Raw genomic sequence first — 16,705 nt, 5'->3', positions numbered from 1 at the left:
CGAGAAGCGCGTGCCGCCATCTTGGCCGTTCAGGGCCGGAACTTGAGCGAGAAAAGCGGGGGCTTTTGCCCTGTCATTCGTGCTGACAGGACGGCAAATAGCAGAGCCCGCCGGGCGTTGCGCACGGCGGGCTCCGGGAACCGTCGAAAATCAGAAACCCAGGCTGGCGAGCAGATCGTCCACTTCGCCCTGGTTGCTCACCACATCGGTGCGCCCCTCGGGGTTGACCACGGGGCCCTGCAGGATGTTGGGGTCCACCTTCTCGCGCTGCTCGGGCGGCACCACCGAGACCAGCAGCTTCACCAGGCTGTCTTCCAGATCATTGGCCAGGGTCACGACCTTGGCGACCACCTGACCGGTGAGGTCATGGAAGTCCTGCGCCATCATGATGTCGGTCAGATGCTGGTCGATATGCGAGGTGGACGACTCCACCTGCTTGACGAAATTGAACACCGCGCCGCTCGCCACCGCCTTGACCGGGTCGGCGGTGATGGCCTTGGCCATCTCGGCGGTGGCCGAGGTGATGCGGGCATGCTCGGCCTTGGCCTGGTCGACCGAGTTCAGCACCTTGTTGGCGGCCTCGGCCGTCTTGGTGGCGATATAGCTCAGGCGGCTGCGCGCATCGGGCAGGCCGTCGGTGGCCACCTGCAGCTTGGGCATCACGCCGAGCTGCTGCATGGTGTCGTGCAGCACGCGCGTGATGGTGCCGATCTGCTGGAACACCTCGGGCGAAACCGTCAGCGGGTCGGTGCCGGTATGCAGCTTGGCCAGTTCTTCCATTTTCATAAGAGGCTCCTGGAAGAAAGGGTTCAGGCCGCGGCGGCCAGCTTTTGCATGATCTTCTGGACTTTTTCTTCCAGGGTGGCCTTGGTGAAGGGCTTGACGATATAGCCGGCCGCGCCGCTCTGGGCCGCCAGCACGATGTCTTCCTTGCGGGCCTCGGCCGTCACCATCAGCACCGGCAGATGCTTCAGATTGGGATCTTCCTTGATGGCCTTGAGCAGTTCGAAGCCCGTCATATTGGGCATGTTGATGTCGCTGACCACGAAGTCGTACTTCGACTGCTTCAGCATGTTCAGCGCTTCCACGCCATCCTCAGCCTCTTCGGCGTTGTTGTAGCCGATCTCCTTCAGCAGACCGCGCACGATACGGCGCATGGTCGAGAAGTCATCGACGATCAGAAATTTCATGTCAGTGCTCATGGCATTCCTCGCAGGGGCTAGAGGGTCTTATCGGGTCGTGGCTGGAGAACTTGAGCCATTATTAGCGGAGGCGGCGGCTTGTGGTGCATCGGCGCCCTCTTCCTCCTCATCCGTCACGTTTTTCAGCACGGCATCCTCGGCGTCCCGGTTCATCACGATGATGGAAATGCGCCGATTCAGCGCGCCCTCGGGGTTCTTGGGTTCGAGCAGCTTGCTCGACGCCAGCCCTTGCACGCGCAGCATGCGCGCATCCGCCAGGCCACCGGCCACCAGTTCGCGCCGCGAGGCATTGGCGCGGTCGGCCGAGAGCTCCCAGTTGCTGTAGCCGCGATGGCCCTCAGGGAAGGGCACGGCGTCGGTGTGGCCTTCGATGGTGAGGCGGTTCGGCACCTCGGTGAGCACATTGCCGAGCTCGCGCAGCAGCTCGCGCATATAGGGCTTCACCACCGCGCTGCCGCTGTCGAACATGGGGCGGTTGTTCTCGTCCACGATCTGGATGCGCAAGCCCTCCTTGGTCATGTCCAGGCGGATCTGGCCACCCAGCGCCGCCAGCTTCGGGTTGTTGGCCAGCACTTCCTTGACCTTGTCCTTGAGCTGCTCGAGCCGGGTGCGCTCGGCGCGGCGCTGCTCTTCCTTGAGCGCGCGCAGATTGACGGTGTGGCGGCGCGCCTCGACATCGCCGGACTTGACCTGGCCGCCCTGGCGGGTCAGATCCAGGCCCCCGCCCTTCACCACATGCGAGGCATCGCCGGAGCCCGAGCCGCCGGCCATCGACACCTTCAGCGGCGAGGAGAAATAGTCGGCAATGCCCTTCTTGTCGCCGTCGGTGGTGGAGCCCAGCAGCCACATCAGCAGGAAGAAGGCCATCATGGCCGTCACGAAGTCCGCATAGGCGATCTTCCAGGCGCCGCCATGGGCGGCATGGCCGCCCTTCTTGACGCGCTTGATGATGATGGGTTGGAGCTTTTTTGCGTCGCCGGCCATGGCCTGGTGCCTACTTCTTCTTCACGTGCGTTTCGAGCTCGATGAAGGTCGGGCGCTCGGTGGAGTACAGCACCTTGCGGCCGAACTCGATCGCCACCTGGGGTGCGTAGCCCTGCATGGAGGCCAGCAAGGTGGTCTTGATGCATTGCAGCTCCTTGCCGCCCTCGTCCACCTTGGACTCCAGCAGGCCGGCGAGCGGCTCGGCAAAGGCGTAGGCCAGCAGAATGCCCAGGAAGGTACCCACCAGGGCCGAGCCGATCATGCCGCCCAGCACCGCGGGCGGTTGGCCCACCGAACCCATGGTATTCACCACGCCCAGCACCGCGGCCACGATGCCGAAGGCCGGCAGGCCGCCGGCGAGGCGTTGCAGGGCCTGCACCGCGGCATGGGCCTCGTGATGATGGGTCTCGATCTCGCTGTCCATCAGCGATTCGATCTCGTGCGCGTTCAGATTGCCCGACACCATCATGCGCAGGTAGTCGGTGATGAACTCGGCCACATGGTGGTCATTGCCCACCGCCGGATATTTCTGGAACAGCGGCGAGCTGTGCGGGTCCTCGACATCCTTCTCGATCGACATCAGGCCCTCCTTGCGGGCCTTCTGCAGGATGTCGTAGAGCAAGGCCAGCAGCTCCATATAGCGCGCCTTGGTGTACTTGCTGCCCTTGAAGCAGTCGCCCAGGCCCTTGGCCGTGGCCTTCATGGTCTTCATCGGGTTGGTGGCCAGCATCGCACCGATGGCCGCGCCGAAGATGGTGGTCATCTCGAAGGGCAAGGCGTGCAGCACCACGCCGATATTGCCACCGTGCGCGATGAACACACCGAAGATGCAGGCCATGGCGATGGCCCAGCCGATGATTACGAACATGAGTTGTGGCCTATGGGGTTACCCGGCCGCTGCGGCAACAGCTGGAGCCGCGCGGATGGTCGATTCCCTGCCTTATCGGCCCGAAATCCCTGCGCTTGAGTGTGCCGCGCGGCACCGGGCCCAATGCGATCAACACCGGGGCATTCGCCCCATAAAAGAAAACGGCGGGTCCCAACTCGGGGAACCGCCGCAAAGCACAGAGGCTGTGCTAGGAGGAGACAAGCAAGAAAGTGTTCAAGGCCGCGCCGGCAACTGGTAGACCCAGAGGCGGCGCGCGCTGCCGGCTTGCAGTTGAGCATATGGTGCGACGCCGGGGATTGCAAAGTCCAGACTCACAAGGATGCTGCCGGCGTGCATTTCTTGGCAGGCCTTGGCCCAGGCGCGCGGCATCGACTCCGGGCGCTGGAACAGATAGACGAGCGCAAAGCCGCTCCAGTCCTCGGCCCACATGTCGCCGCGCCGCACCGTGGCCCAGGGGCATCGCAGCGCCGCCAACCAGGCCCAGGGCCGGCTCCACTCCACGCCATGGATGCGCGCAGCGGGATAGGCGCGGCGCAGGGCGCGCAGGCCATCGCCGACGCCGCAGCCAGCATCCAGCACCAGGGCGTCGGGGCGCAGCGCAATCCGCGCCGGCAGATCTTGCAGGGCGGCGTGCGGGGTCGGAAACAATGGCGCATCCTGCCAGGCACGGCGCGGATAGGCCAGCACCAGCAGCGCCAGGGCCGCCAGCCAGCCCCAGCCGGGCAGGCTCAGGCCGGGGCTGCTGAGCAGCAAGGAGAGCGGAAAGCCGCCGGCCACCATCAGGCGGCGCCAGCGCGGGCCATGAGGCAAGGCCAGCGCCAGCCCCAGCAGCACCGCCCCCGCCATGGCCAGCGTGGCCTGCCAGGGGCGCAGCAGCAGATAGACGGCCCAGCTGCCGGCCCAGCTCAGCAGCGCCGGCAGCGGCCAGCGCAACAGCCAGGCCAGGCGCGGGGCCAAGCCGGTGGCAGCGGAGATGGGCAAGGCGGGCACGCTTGCCGTTCAATGCATCTGGATGGCGCCCTGGGCGCGGCCCTTGCCGGCACGTGCGGGCGGGTTGCACAGGCCGCACACATAGTGGCGCGCGATCTCGTGCGGATGCGTCACGAAGTGGCCGCCGCACTTGCCGCACTTGGTCATGGTCAGCATGCCGTTGTCCACGAACTTCACCAGGCGCCAGGCACGCGTCACCGACAGCAGCGCCTCCAGGCCCTGGGCCTGGGTCTGCTCCAGATAGAGCTGGTAGGCCTTGATGACGGTGTCGATCTCGTCCATCTCCGCCACCTTGTTCAGGTACTCGTGCATGTTCAGGAACAGCGAGGCATGGATATTGGGCTGCCAGGTCATGAACCAGTCGGTCGAGAACGGCAGTTGGCCCTTGCTGGGGCTCTTGCCCGAGACTTCCTTGTACAGACGCAGCAGACGCTCATACGAGAGATCCGTCTCCGACTCCAGCACCTGCAGGCGCGCGCCCAGGTTGATCAGGGTCACGGCACGTTCGATCTGACGGGCTTCGGTGAGGATGCTCTTGACTCGCATGGTGGCTGCTCCGGGGTGTTCTTGTTCTGGGGCTCAGGCTGCTTCTTGATGGCGGCCGGCCATCAGGATGGATGCATGCAGACGCGAGACGCTGTCGTTCGCGGCCGGCTTGCCATGGCTGGTGAGCAGGCCCCAGACCAGGTCGTCGTCCATGCGGAAGCGGCACAGCAAGGTGTTGCCGGCGGCGATCTTCATCATCTGGGCCGGGCTCAGGGTGTTGAGCAGCGCGGCGGTGTCTTCCGAGATACCCAGGCGGAACAGGGCTTGTTCGCGATCTTGGCGGATCAGGGTCTGTGCCAACATCAGGTAGGACAGATTGGCTTCACGGATCTCGGTGAGGATTTGGTCGGCTTGCATGTCTGTCTCCGTTCGCATCAGCGGTTGGGGTATCAACGTGATACGGATTGTGAAGAGCCGAACAAGTTCACAACATCAGGCCAGTTCGGTGCATTGAGTCCCGCTTCTTCCCATTCGCTTGTCAGGCAAATTCCTACAAGCCCCGCAAGCGACGCAAAAAAGCCCGGACAAGCCGGGCTTTTCTGAACCGAGAGCGTCTGCTTTTCAGCCCACGCGCATGCAGGCGCTCGGGCCTTCATCCGGCGTCGCTCAGGCCGCGGGGCCTGAGCTCGGTCCGGATTCAGTGCATCTGGATGGCGCCTTGGGCGCGACCCTTGCCGGCACGTGCGGGCGGGTTGCACAAGCCGCACACATAGTGGCGCGCGATCTCGTGCGGATGCGTCACGAAGTGGCCGCCGCACTTGCCGCACTTGGTCATGGTCAGCATGCCGTTGTCCACAAACTTCACCAGGCGCCAGGCGCGCGTCACCGACAGCAGCGCCTCCAGGCCCTGCGCCTGGGTCTGCTCCAGATAGAGCTGGTAGGCCTTGATGACGGTGTCGATCTCGTCCATCTCCGCCACCTTGTTCAGGTACTCGTGCATGTTCAGGAACAGCGAGGCGTGGATATTGGGCTGCCAGGTCATGAACCAGTCGGTCGAGAACGGCAGCTGGCCCTTGCTGGGGCTCTTGCCCGAGACTTCCTTGTACAGACGCAGCAGGCGCTCATACGAGAGATCCGTCTCCGACTCCAGCACCTGCAGGCGCGCGCCCAGGTTGATCAGGGTCACGGCACGTTCGATCTGACGGGCTTCGGTAAGGATGCTCTTGACTCGCATGGTGGCTGCTCCGGCTTGTTCTTGTGGTGGGGCTCAGGCGGCTTCTTGGTGGCGGCCGGCCATCAGGATGCTGGCGTGCAGACGCGAGACGCTGTCGTTCGCGGCCGGCTTGCCATGGCTGGTGAGCAGACCCCAGACCAGGTCGTCATCCATGCGGAAGCGGCACAGCAAGGTGTTGCCGCTGGCGATCTTCATGATTTGAGCCGGGCTCAGGGTGTTGAGCAGCGCGGCGGTGTCCTCCGAGATGCCGAGGCGGAACAGCGCTTGCTCACGGTCGGCACGGATGAGGCTTTGCGCCAGCATCAGGTAGGACAGATTGGCTTCGCGGATCTCGGTGAGGATTTGGTCTGCATTCATGTCGGACTCCTGTTGCGCTGTTCAGCTCTCGTTTCAACGTGAAACGGATTGTGTGGACGCAAACAAGTTCACGACATCAGCCCAATTCGGTGACTGAAGTCCCGGTTTTTCCAGGGTGCTTGTCAGGCAAACACCTACACCGGCCCCATGGCCGGTCAGCGGGTCGCGCGGCCGCCGCGGGCGGCGCGCCCCATGGGCGGCGCGCTCAGGCGGCCGAACGTACGCTGCTGTCGCCGAGCGCCTGCAGGCGCTGCAGCTCGATCTGCACCAGCGGCAGCAGATCGGGCGCCTCCTGCATCAGGTTGGCCAGCGCAGGGCCCTGGAGCAAGGTCTGCAGGGCTTCGATGGCGGCCGCGTATTCGCCCAGGCCGGACATCGCAAAGCCCAGGGTGTAGAGGCTAGCGCCATGGTCGGGCGTGAGCTCCAGTGCCCGGTAGGCATGGGTGGCGGCATGCGCCAGCTCGCCCGCGCTCAGCAGCAGCGCCGCCATATCGCTCAGCAGCTCGTGACTGAGAGGTTCATGCTCCAGGGCCTGGCTCAGCAGGCTCAGCCCGCGCCCGACGCGCCCCTCGGCGGCCTCGGCAAACGCGGCATTGCGCGCCTGCGTCAGCAGCATCAGCGCCTCACTCGAGCGCTGGGCCTCGTCGCCGGTGGCGGCGTCGGTCAAGGCCTCCGCCATCTGGGCGGGCATGGCTTGGAATCGCGGGCTGCTTGTTTGCGTGTGCATCTTCATGGTGATCACTCCAGACATCGCCAATGCGGGACGCATGGGGCGCTCCGCCTGAACCAATCAATCGCTGGATCAATCGAGACGCGCTCGCGTATCGACTCCAGTTGCGCAGACTTTAGGGTCGGGTCGCACGATCATTCGTTGGAAAAGCACGGTCCACGCGCCGCATCTCCAAACATGCAAGCCGGCCGGCGCGTCGAAATCCTGTACAGAGCGCGGCGGCAGGCCCCAGGCCCGGCACCGGCTCTTATTCAGCAACAGGAAAGACCGACAGGAACCCAGCAAGACTCAGCCAGCCCCATGCCCAGCGCCACCGGCGCCTGTTGAACGGATTTGCGCCACGCGCAAAAACCGATCCAGACAACAAGCCCCCAAGTGCCGCGCTTATCAACCGATCGAGCCTATTGACAAACAGCGCTTAAGTTCCTACTTGCGCTGTCCGATAGCCATTCCAACGGGTCTGCAAAAACAGATTCGTGGTCCGGTTAGAAGGCCGCAAGTTGAGCTCCCCCTGGGGGGTGCAGGGCACAACGGTTGACTAGCGCCGGGCGGTACGTCCCCCATGGCCGCAAGGCCGCAAGGGTCGCAAGCACGGGTGCCACACCCGGGCATCCGAGTCACGTCGGCGCTATGCCGGGAGTCTTTTAAAGCTGAATAGGAGCGCATCATGCCCGCTGTTATCAATACCAACCTGCTGTCCATCACTGCGCAGCGCAACACCTCCGCCACCCAGAACTCGCTGGCCACGGCCATGCAACGCCTGTCTTCGGGCCTGCGTGTCAATTCGGCCAAGGACGACGCCGCCGGCATGGCCATTGCCGAACGCATGACCGCCCAGGTGCGCGGCATGAACGTGGCGCAACGCAATGCCAACGACGGCATCTCGCTGGCGCAGACCGCTGAAGGCGCGCTCTCCAAGGTGAGCGACAGCCTGCAGCGCATGCGTGAGCTGTCGGTGCAGGCCCGCAACGCCACCAACACCGGTGACGACAAGGACTCGCTGGGCAAGGAGTTCTCGCAGCTGGCGGCGGAAATCACCCGCGTGCTGGGCGGCACCACCTTCAACGGCCGCGCCATCCTGGCCGGTGCCTCGGGCACGCAGACCTTCCAGATCGGTGCCAACACCACCGCCAACGACGTGGTGGACGTGGTCACCAAGGACATGACGGCCGAGGCCGACATCACCGCGGTGACCGGTGCCACGCTGAACAACGGCTCCGACGCCGCTGCGATCGCGACCATCATCGACAACATCGATACCGCGATCAAGAACGTCAGCGTGGAACGCTCTTCGCTGGGCGCTTCGCAGAACCGCTTCGACGCCGTGATCTCCAATCTGCAGATCTCGGTGGAAAACCAGAGCGCCGCACGCAGCCGCATCCTGGACGCCGACTTCGCGGTGGAAACGGCCAACCTGAGCCGCTCGCAGATCCTGCAACAGGCAGGCAACGCGATGATTGCCCAGGCCAACCAGTTGCCGCAGCAAGTCCTCACGCTTCTTCGATGAAAGCTGGCCAGCCCCGCTGGCCTTGAGTACCCCCGCGGCTATCAACCAACAAGCGGATAGCTTCAAACCCCCAGCACAAGCCCCTTGAAACGCCGCCCGGCAGCTCGCAAGAGCCCACCCGGGTGGCGTCTTCTAGTCAAAAAGGATTCAAGTCAATCCAGGTGTCGTCGATAACTGCTTCAACGAGTCCAAGCAAGTGAAAGGACCGTGGTCCGGTCAGCCGGCCCCGAGCGCCAACGCCAATCCAGGCGGGCATCGGGACAGGACGCGGACGGTGCAACACACGGCAATGGTGCGGTGGTGTTGCTGGCAAGGTCAGCTGCCAAGCGGCCTGGTTATCGAACCGTAAAGACCGGAAGTCTTTGACACCGAAAGGATTGAATCATGCCCTCGATCATCAATACCAACATCCAGTCGCTGAATGCCCAACGCAATCTGTCTGCGTCGCAATCGTCGCTGGGTACGTCGATGCAGCGCCTGTCGTCCGGCTTGCGCGTCAACTCGGCCAAGGACGATGCGGCCGGCCTGGCGATTGCCGAGCGCATGAACACCCAAGTACGCGGCATGAATGTGGCGATCCGCAATGCCAACGACGGTATCTCGCTGGCGCAGACCGCTGAAGGCGCACTCTCCAAGGTGGGTGACGCGCTGCAGCGCATGCGTGAACTCTCGGTGCAGGCCCGCAACGCCACCAATACCGGCGACGACAAGGATTCGCTGGGCAAGGAATTCGCCCAGCTGGCCACCGAGATCACCCGCGTGATCGCCGGCACCACCTTCAACGGCAAGGCCATCCTGGCCGCCGATTCGGGCACGCAGACCTTCCAGATCGGTGCCAACACCACCGCCAACGACGTGGTCGACGTGGTCACCAAGGACATGACGGCCGAGGCCGACATCACCGCCGTGACCGGCGCGACGCTGGACAACACCTCCGACGCCGCGGCCCTGGCCACCATCATCGACAACATCGACACCGCGATCAAGAACGTCAGCACCGAGCGCGCCACCCTGGGTGCCTCGCAGAACCGCTTCGACGCCGTGATCTCCAACCTGATGGTGGCGGTGGAAAACCAGAGCGCCGCACGCAGCCGCATCATGGATGCCGACTTCGCCTCCGAGACCGCCAACCTGAGCCGCGCGCAGATCCTGCAGCAGGCCGGCAACGCGATGGTGGCGCAGTCCAACCAACTGCCCCAGCAAGTCCTGACCCTGCTGCGCGGCGGCTGAAGCAAGCAAGCCTCCCCGTCCCTGGCTCCGCCCACCGCATTCGCGGTGGCGGAGCTTTTCTATTGGCCGTGGTTTCCCCTCCTAATTGAGCTTTCACGGCGCGCGCGCACTCGCAGAATCCAATCCATCGGGCTTGCATTTCTGGCCCGAGATCCGGAACCACCGGAGCCCTTTCGGAAGGCGACTTCCGGAGACCGGATATCTGTAGGAGTGCTCAAATGCCCCAGACCATCAATACCAACATTGCATCGCTCAACGCGCAGCGCAATCTGAACATGTCTCAGTCAGCGCTGAGCACGTCGATGCAACGGCTGTCGTCGGGTTTGCGTGTCAATTCCGCCAAGGACGATGCCGCCGGCCTGGCGATCGCCGAACGCATGAATTCGCAGGCTCGCGGCATGAGCGTGGCGATACGCAATGCGAACGACGGCATCTCGCTGGCGCAGACCTCGGAAGGTGCGCTGGGCAAGGTGACCGACGCGCTGCAGCGCATGCGTGAACTGGCGATCCAGGCCCGCAACGCCACCAACTCCAACGGCGACAAGGATTCGCTGGACAAGGAGTTCGGCGAGCTGGCCAAGGAAATCCAGCGCGTGCTGGGCGGCACCAGCTTCAACGGCAAGTTCGTGCTGGGTTCGGGTGCCGGCTCGCAGACCTTCCAGGTCGGCGCCAACACCACCGCCAATGACGAGATCGTCGTCACCACGCCCGATCTGACGCTGGAGCCCCTGGTCACCACGGTGGCGGGCACCGACATCAGCGGCGCCGGCCGCGCGGTGATCGACAACACCTCCGACCCGACCACCATCGCCACCGTGGTGGCGAACATCGACGCGGCGCTCAACAAGATCAACGAGGAGCGTGCCACGCTGGGCGCCTCGCAGAACCGCTTCGACGCCGTGATCGCCAATCTGCAGGTGGCGCACGAGAACCAGATGGCCGCACGCAGCCGCATCATGGACGCCGACTTCGCGCAGGAAACCTCGGCCATGAGCCGCTCGCAAATCCTGCAGCAGGCCGGCAATGCCATGGTGGCCCAGGCCAACCAGCTGCCGCAGCAGGTCTTGCAGTTGCTGCGCGGCGGTTGACGCGGCAGCGATACAAGACCGAATGAGCGGGCGACCCGGGTTTTACACCTTGGTCGCCTTCAGTTTTTGGGTCCGCTGCCGAATAGCACCTGATAGACCCTCTCGGACGAGGAGCCCGACATGACTGCCATCACCTCAGCCGGCATCGGCAGCGGCCTCGATGTTGAATCACTCATCACCAAGCTGGTCGCCAATGAGCGCACGCCCATCACGCAGCTGCAGAAGTCGGCGGACGGGCTGAAGACCCAGCTTTCCGCCTACGGCAAGCTGCAGAGCAATATGGCGACGCTGCGCGACGCCGCCTCCAAGCTCAACAACGTCGACACCTGGGCGGCCAATCTGACCAGCTCGAGCGACGCGGCCTCGGTCACCGCCAGTGCCGGTGGCGGCACCCTGCCCGGCAGCTTTGCGGTGGCGGTGTCGCAGCTGGCCGCCTCGCAAACCCTGGTCAGCAGCACCGCCTATGCCTCGGGCAGCACCTCGGTGGGCACCGGCACCATCACCATCGAGATCGGCAGCTGGAACGCCGACGAGACCGCCTTCACGGCCAAGCCCGACAAGACCGCGATCGACATCCCGATCGGCGCGGGCGAGGACCAGCTCAACCAGATCCGCGACAAGATCAACGCCGCCAAGGCCGGCGTGGTGGCCTCGGTGGTGACCGACACGAATGGCTCGCGCCTGGTGATGCGCGCCACCGACAGCGGCGCCGAGAACTCCTTCCGCGTCAGCGTCAACGGCGACGCCGGCCTGGCCGCCCTCGCCTACGACCCCTCGGCGGGCATCAGCTCGATGACCGAGAAGCTGAAGGCGCAGAACGCCAAGGCCACGCTCAACGGCATCGAGGTGGAGTCGCAGAGCAACACGCTCAAGGAAGCCATCGACGGCATCAGCATCACGCTGCTGAAGACCACCAGCGCCGACGTCAACATCACCGTGACGCAGGACAAGGAGAGCGTCAAGAAGGTCATCAACGACTTCGTCACCGCCTACAACGGCGTGGCCCAGTACATCCGCGATCAGACCAAGTACGACGCCACCAACAAGACCGCCGGCACCCTGCAGGGCGACAACACCTTGCTGGGCCTGCAGTCGCAGCTGCGCGGCATCATCTCGGGCTCGACCACCCTGGGCGGCAGCCTCACGCGCCTCTCCGACATCGGCGTGAGCCTGGGCACCGACGGCAGCCTCAAGGTGGACGGCAGCAAGCTCGACAAGGCCGCCAACAACCTCGACGGCCTGAAGCAGCTGTTCAAGGGCCTCGACGCCGGCGACCCCAGCAACGATGGCCTGTCGCAGCGGCTGCGGCGCTTTGCCGACGATGTGCTGGGGGTGGACGGCCGCATCACCGCCCGCCAGGCCGGCATCCAGGCCAGCATCAACGACAACAGCAAGCGCCAGAGCGCGCTGGAAGACCGCGTCAGCCTGACCGAGAAGCGCCTGCGCGCCCAGTACACCGCGCTGGACCAGAGCATGAGCAAGCTCAACAGCCTGGGCAACTACGTCACCCAGCAGCTCGCCAAGCTCTGAATCCGCAGCGCTGCCGAGCCAGAGCCGCCCGCAGGGGCGGCTCTTGTCATTTCGGCGCTTGCATCTGGATACAGCTTGCCGCGAAAAGCCCGGCTCTCCCCCCGCAAGGGTGGCTCAAGTTCCCCCGCGGGGCGCCGAAAACTGATTCAACACGGCCCACTTGGATGTCTGAATCATGTACGGAAACGCATCTCCCTTCGCATCGCGCACGCAACGGGCCAGCACGATGTACAGCCGGGTCGGCGTGGAGACCGATGTCTTCAGCGCCAGCCCGCACCGCCTCGTCAGCATGCTGTTCGACGGCGCCTTCGACGCCATGGCCCAGGCCCGCGGCGCGATCCAGACCGGCAACACCGAATTGAAGAACCGTTCGCTCAGCCGCGCGGTGCGCATCCTCGATGAGGGCCTGAAGGCCGCGCTCAACCTCGAGGCCGGTAACCTGGCCATCGACCTGCGCGACCTCTACGCCTATATCTGCATGCGCCTCACCCATGCCAATCTGCATGGCGACATGGCCGCGATCGAAGAAGCACAGAACCTGCTGCAACCGGTGCGCGAAGCCTGGAACGCGATCGGCGACAAGGCCGCCGCATGAAGCGCAACACAGCCAAACAGCACCCCATGAAACCTCGCATTGAAGCGGATGTCGCGATGAATACCCAACTTCTCAGCTATTACGAAGCCATCGAGCAAGCCAGCGCCGACATGCTCTCGGCCGCCCGCACCGGCAACTGGGATGAAGTCGTCAAGCTCGAAGGCGCTTGTGTGCTGCTGATTTCCCAGCTCAAGCATGCCGCCTCGCACAGCGCCCTGCAGCCCGAGGAAGCCAAGCTCAAGACCCGCATCATGCAGCGCATCCTGCTCAACGACGCGGAGATCCGCCACCTGGCCGAACCCTGGCTCGACGACCTGGACCATGTGCTGAAGGGCCAGTCCAAGACCGTACACTGAAACATCCAGGGTCAACAAGGCACAGCATTGTCCGAGCCACGTCCACCTAGAACGCTGAAGTCGCGCGCCGTCAACGCGGGCGAATTCCGCGTGGACAGCCCGCCCGAGATCCACGCCCTGCTGGAGGAGTTGGTGCGCACCCAGGCGCGCCTGCAGCTCAGCACACCCGAGGGCGCCGGCCTGCAGACCAGGCTCTGGAGCGTGGACAGCGCCGGCGGCGTGCTCAGCCTGGATGCCGGCAGCGACCGCGACGCGCTCGCGCCGCTGCTGGCCAGCGCGGAACTCACCGCCCTGGCCTATCTCGACAATATCCGCCTGCAGTTCGACCTCGACGGCCTGGTGCTGGTGAGCGATGACAGCGACGCCTGCCTGCGCGCCGAACTGCCGCGCCTGATCTACCGCTTCCAGCGCCGCCAGGCCTACCGGGTACAACCCACCACCAGCCTCTATCCGGTCGTCAGCCTGCGCCATCCGGCGATTGCCGACATGCATCTGCGCCTGCGCGTGCTGGACGTCAGCGCCGGCGGGTTGGCGCTGCTGCTGCCGCGCGACGTGCCGCCGATCGAACCCGGCCTGGTGCTGGCCGGCGTGGTGGTGGAGCTGGACCGCGACAGCCGCTTCGAGGTGCAGCTGCGCCTGCAGCACATCGGCGCGCCCGGCCCGCAGGGCAGCCAGATCGGTTGCCAGTTCGTCGAGCTCAGCCCGATGGCCGCGCGCGCCCTGCATGTCTACATCGACCAGACGCAGAAGCGCCGCCGTCTGCTCGCCAAGCGCTGAGCGCCCCGCCCCCATGCCGCGCTGCCTGCCCCTTTTGTCACATTCGCCACGCGGCTTCACGCTGGTCGAAATGGCCGTGGTGATGGCGGTGCTGGCGATCCTGCTGGCCGCCGCCGTGCCCAGCTACAGCCGTTTCCTGGTGCGCAAGCAGATGGAGCTGGCGGGCGAAAGCCTGGTGCTGGATCTGCGCCTGGCGCGCGAGGAGAGCGTGCGGCATGGGCAGAACACCTTCGTCAGCTACCGCAGCGGCGAGCATTGGTGCTGGGGCATTAGCCGAGGCCAGCCTTGCGACTGCGCCTTTGCCAGCAGCGATGGGCAGCGCTGCAATGTGGCGCGCGCCGACAGCGCCGAGTTCCCGCGCGTGCGCATGGACCGCGCCGATGGCGTCGAGTTCGAACACACCATGGGCCGCGCGATGGCGCCCAGCCAGGTGCTGTTCAGCGGTGGACCGGAGCAGAAGCTGCGCGTCGAGGTCAACAGCCTGGGCCGCGCCAGCATGTGTCGCGGCGAGGCGTGTTGAGCCCGTCGGGTCTTAGACCTGCATGTTCATGATCTCGGAATAGGCCGAGACCAGGCGGTTGCGCACCGCCAGCGTGGCCTGGAAACCGATCTGGGCCTTCTGCATCGAGACCATGGTCTCTTCCAGGCTGACATTGGGGTTGTCCAGCTGCACCTCGCGCTGCAGGCGTGCGGCCTCGTTCTGCTGCTGGCTCACGCCCTTCATGGCCTGGGCCATGGCGTCGCCGAAGCTCGCGCCGCCGGCGGCCTTGGCCTTGGCCAGCGGCTGCCCATTGGTCGACAGGCCGGCGCGTGCGACGGCTTGCGAGAAATCAAAGGGCATCAGCTTCAGGTCCATCGTTCACTCCTGTGGTGCCTACGGCAGAGGCCATACCGGCAGGGACAGGCTGAATGCTACGCACAAGGCGCGGCCACGATGGGAGGAACTGCGCTCGGTAAGTCGGCCTGTTCGCGCCTTTCTTGAGGGTGAGTTTCCGAATAATTCGACGCATCGGCTGGGATCCCAGCCCACCCGCGAATTTATGCACATCGGCCACCCATGGACAACGCAATCAGCCCTCCCCTGACCCCGCTGACGGATGCGAGCAGCGTCCCTGCCGGCCTGGGCACCCGGCTGGCCGCCCTGCCCACGCGCAGCAAGCTGGGCCTGGGCCTGGGCGTGGCGGCGCTGGCCGGCGTGGTGCTGGCGATGAGCTTGTGGGGCTCGCAGGGCGATTTCCGCCCGGTCTTCACCGGCCTGTCCGACAAGGATGGCGGCGCCGTGATCGCGCAGCTCGCCACCATGAACGTGCCCTACCGCAACGAGCCCGGCGGCATCATCCTGGTGCCGGCCAACCAGGTCTACGACGTGCGCATGAAGCTGGCCTCGGCCGGCCTGCCCAAGGGCAGCACGGTGGGCTTCGAGCTGATGGACAAGCAGTCGATCGGCCAGACCCAGTTCAACGAACGCCTGAACTTCCAGCGTGCGCTGGAGGGCGAGCTGACCCGCACCATCACCGCGCTGGCCGATGTGGCCGATGCGCGCGTGCACCTGGCGATGCCGCAGCAGAACGGCTTCTTCCGCGAGCAGCAGAAGCCCAGCGCCTCGGTGATGCTGACGCTGCGCGGCGGCCGCACCCTGGACCGCGCCCAGGTGGCCGGCATCGTGCACCTGGTGTCGGCCTCGGTGCCCGAGCTCAACCCCAAGGCGGTGAGCGTGCTGGACCACACCGGCGCGCTGATCTCCAACCCGGGCGAGAGCGCCGGCGGCCTGGACAGCCAGCAGCTGCAATACAAGCAGCAGATCGAGGCCAACCTCAACAAGCGCATCTATGAGCTGCTCGAGCCGGTGCTGGGCCGCGACAACCTGCGCGCCACCGTCACCGCGGATGTGGACTTCTCCCAGGTCGAATCGACCTCCGAGGAGTTCAAGCCCAACCAGGGCGCGAACGCCAGCGCCTCGGTGCGGAGCCTGCAGACCAACGAGGCCATCAACAGCACCCCGCCCACCGCCACCGGCGTGCCGGGCGCCGCCACCAACCAGCCGCCGGTGCCCGCCACCGCGCCGGTGAATGGCCAGGCCGCGCCGCTGCAGACCGCCCAGGGCGGCGGCAGCAGCAACCAGAGTTCGCGCCGCGAGGCCGTCACCAACTACGAGGTCGACAAGACCGTGCGCGTGACGCGCAACGCCACCGGCACGGTGCGTCGCCTCAACGCCGCCGTGGTGGTGAACCACCGCAGCACCACCGACCCCAAGGGCAAGGTCACGACCGTGCCCGTCTCGCAGGACGAGCTGGACAAGCTCACCGCCCTGGTGAAGGAAACCATGGGTTTCAACCAGGAGCGCGGCGACTCGCTCAAGCTCATCAGCGCGCCCTTCATGCTCGAGAAGCATGAGGTCGCCGATGTGCCGGTCTGGAAGCAGCCCTGGCTGCTGGAACTGCTGCGCAGCGCCCTCGTGCCGACCGCCCTGGTGGCGGTGGCGCTGATCGCCGTGTTCGGCATGGTGCGCCCGGCGTTGCGCGCCGCCTACCCGCCGCCGCCCGCACCCGAGTCCGAGAAGAGCGAGGCCGGCGGCCAGCTCAGCGAGGTGTCCGACGACCAGCTGCTGCTGGGCCCCGGCGGCCTGCCGGCCCTGGAGGCGCCGCTGTCCAACGAGAAGCTGGAGCGTGCCCGCCTGCTGGCGCGCGAGAACCCCACCGCGGTGGCCAGCATCGTGCGCAACTGGGTCAACGGCGAAGTCGCCTGAGCCT

General features: G+C 65.5%; 20 protein-coding genes. 9 read left to right on the top strand and 11 right to left on the bottom strand.

Translation table 11 applies throughout. The annotated features are described in order from the left end of the window. Nucleotides 1-150: 150 nt before the first annotated feature. From PFX98_RS15490 to PFX98_RS15445, 10 genes are all read right to left on the bottom strand, one after another. Nucleotides 151-786: a protein phosphatase CheZ gene (locus tag PFX98_RS15490; RefSeq protein ID WP_285231384.1), complete on the bottom strand. Its 636-nt coding sequence runs from the start codon at nucleotides 784-786 to the stop codon at nucleotides 151-153. Nucleotides 787-809: 23 nt separating this feature from the next. After that, nucleotides 810-1,202: a chemotaxis response regulator CheY gene (gene cheY, locus PFX98_RS15485; RefSeq protein ID WP_285231383.1), complete on the bottom strand. Its 393-nt coding sequence runs from the start codon at nucleotides 1,200-1,202 to the stop codon at nucleotides 810-812. Between the two features lie 27 nt (nucleotides 1,203-1,229). Beyond that, entirely contained in the window at nucleotides 1,230-2,186 is a 957-nt protein-coding gene (gene motB, locus PFX98_RS15480) for a flagellar motor protein MotB (RefSeq protein ID WP_285231382.1), read from the bottom strand. A gap of 10 nt (nucleotides 2,187-2,196) precedes the next feature. Continuing rightward, nucleotides 2,197-3,054, bottom strand: coding sequence for a flagellar motor stator protein MotA (gene motA / locus PFX98_RS15475; protein WP_285231381.1), 858 nt, complete (start codon nucleotides 3,052-3,054; stop codon nucleotides 2,197-2,199). Between the two features lie 234 nt (nucleotides 3,055-3,288). Next, nucleotides 3,289-4,056 carry a class I SAM-dependent methyltransferase gene (locus PFX98_RS15470; RefSeq protein WP_285231380.1) on the bottom strand — a complete coding sequence of 256 codons (768 nt, stop codon included), beginning with the start codon at nucleotides 4,054-4,056 and terminating at the stop codon, nucleotides 3,289-3,291. Between the two features lie 18 nt (nucleotides 4,057-4,074). Then, nucleotides 4,075-4,611 (bottom strand): flagellar transcriptional regulator FlhC, encoded by a 537-nt coding sequence (gene flhC / locus PFX98_RS15465; RefSeq protein ID WP_285231378.1) that lies wholly within the window; start codon nucleotides 4,609-4,611, stop codon nucleotides 4,075-4,077. 33 nt (nucleotides 4,612-4,644) lie between these two features. Next, a complete protein-coding gene (flhD, locus tag PFX98_RS15460; RefSeq protein WP_285231379.1) occupies nucleotides 4,645-4,968 on the bottom strand; it encodes a flagellar transcriptional regulator FlhD in 324 nt (107 codons plus the stop codon). A gap of 280 nt (nucleotides 4,969-5,248) precedes the next feature. Beyond that, complete coding sequence (gene flhC, locus PFX98_RS15455; protein ID WP_285231378.1) at nucleotides 5,249-5,785, bottom strand: flagellar transcriptional regulator FlhC; 537 nt, start codon at nucleotides 5,783-5,785, stop codon at nucleotides 5,249-5,251. A gap of 33 nt (nucleotides 5,786-5,818) precedes the next feature. Further along, on the bottom strand, nucleotides 5,819-6,142 hold the full coding sequence (flhD, locus tag PFX98_RS15450) for a flagellar transcriptional regulator FlhD (protein ID WP_285231377.1): 324 nt from the start codon (nucleotides 6,140-6,142) through the stop codon (nucleotides 5,819-5,821). A 205-nt stretch (nucleotides 6,143-6,347) separates the two neighbouring features. Continuing rightward, nucleotides 6,348-6,875: a hypothetical protein gene (locus PFX98_RS15445; protein WP_285231376.1), complete on the bottom strand. Its 528-nt coding sequence runs from the start codon at nucleotides 6,873-6,875 to the stop codon at nucleotides 6,348-6,350. 664 nt (nucleotides 6,876-7,539) lie between these two features. On the opposite strand from PFX98_RS15445, the gene PFX98_RS15440 reads away from it, so the two are divergent. The 8 genes from PFX98_RS15440 to PFX98_RS15405 all read left to right on the top strand — a co-directional run bounded on the left by PFX98_RS15440 (nucleotide 7,540) and on the right by PFX98_RS15405 (nucleotide 14,475). After that, a complete protein-coding gene (locus tag PFX98_RS15440; protein ID WP_285231375.1) occupies nucleotides 7,540-8,379 on the top strand; it encodes a flagellin N-terminal helical domain-containing protein in 840 nt (279 codons plus the stop codon). Between the two features lie 384 nt (nucleotides 8,380-8,763). Beyond that, on the top strand, nucleotides 8,764-9,609 hold the full coding sequence (locus PFX98_RS15435; protein WP_285231374.1) for a flagellin N-terminal helical domain-containing protein: 846 nt from the start codon (nucleotides 8,764-8,766) through the stop codon (nucleotides 9,607-9,609). Nucleotides 9,610-9,827: 218 nt separating this feature from the next. Further along, nucleotides 9,828-10,697 (top strand): flagellin N-terminal helical domain-containing protein, encoded by an 870-nt coding sequence (locus PFX98_RS15430; RefSeq protein WP_285231373.1) that lies wholly within the window; start codon nucleotides 9,828-9,830, stop codon nucleotides 10,695-10,697. 120 nt (nucleotides 10,698-10,817) lie between these two features. Further along, on the top strand, nucleotides 10,818-12,227 hold the full coding sequence (gene fliD / locus PFX98_RS15425; protein ID WP_285231372.1) for a flagellar filament capping protein FliD: 1,410 nt from the start codon (nucleotides 10,818-10,820) through the stop codon (nucleotides 12,225-12,227). 226 nt (nucleotides 12,228-12,453) lie between these two features. Beyond that, a complete protein-coding gene (fliS, locus tag PFX98_RS15420) occupies nucleotides 12,454-12,822 on the top strand; it encodes a flagellar export chaperone FliS (protein ID WP_285231371.1) in 369 nt (122 codons plus the stop codon). Nucleotides 12,823-12,878: 56 nt separating this feature from the next. Next, nucleotides 12,879-13,178 (top strand): flagellar protein FliT, encoded by a 300-nt coding sequence (locus PFX98_RS15415; protein WP_285231370.1) that lies wholly within the window; start codon nucleotides 12,879-12,881, stop codon nucleotides 13,176-13,178. 27 nt (nucleotides 13,179-13,205) lie between these two features. Further along, nucleotides 13,206-13,955 carry a flagellar brake protein gene (locus PFX98_RS15410; RefSeq protein ID WP_285231369.1) on the top strand — a complete coding sequence of 250 codons (750 nt, stop codon included), beginning with the start codon at nucleotides 13,206-13,208 and terminating at the stop codon, nucleotides 13,953-13,955. A 34-nt stretch (nucleotides 13,956-13,989) separates the two neighbouring features. Further along, the gene (locus PFX98_RS15405; RefSeq protein WP_285231368.1) at nucleotides 13,990-14,475 is read left to right on the top strand and encodes a GspH/FimT family pseudopilin; all 486 of its coding nucleotides are present in this window, start codon (nucleotides 13,990-13,992) and stop codon (nucleotides 14,473-14,475) included. A gap of 12 nt (nucleotides 14,476-14,487) precedes the next feature. On the opposite strand, the gene fliE is transcribed toward PFX98_RS15405, so the two are convergent. Next, nucleotides 14,488-14,811 carry a flagellar hook-basal body complex protein FliE gene (gene fliE, locus PFX98_RS15400; RefSeq protein ID WP_285231367.1) on the bottom strand — a complete coding sequence of 108 codons (324 nt, stop codon included), beginning with the start codon at nucleotides 14,809-14,811 and terminating at the stop codon, nucleotides 14,488-14,490. Nucleotides 14,812-15,012: 201 nt separating this feature from the next. On the opposite strand from fliE, the gene fliF reads away from it, so the two are divergent. Continuing rightward, nucleotides 15,013-16,701: a flagellar basal-body MS-ring/collar protein FliF gene (fliF, locus tag PFX98_RS15395; protein WP_285231366.1), complete on the top strand. Its 1,689-nt coding sequence runs from the start codon at nucleotides 15,013-15,015 to the stop codon at nucleotides 16,699-16,701. The last annotated feature ends 4 nt before the right edge of the window (nucleotides 16,702-16,705 follow it).

Origin of the sequence: Paucibacter sediminis, from assembly GCF_030254645.1 — a bacterium.
Lineage (GTDB): Bacteria > Pseudomonadota > Gammaproteobacteria > Burkholderiales > Burkholderiaceae_C > Paucibacter_B > Paucibacter_B sediminis.
The sequence above is the reverse complement of the archived record's forward strand: the minus strand, read 5'-3'. Positions and strand labels throughout refer to the sequence as shown.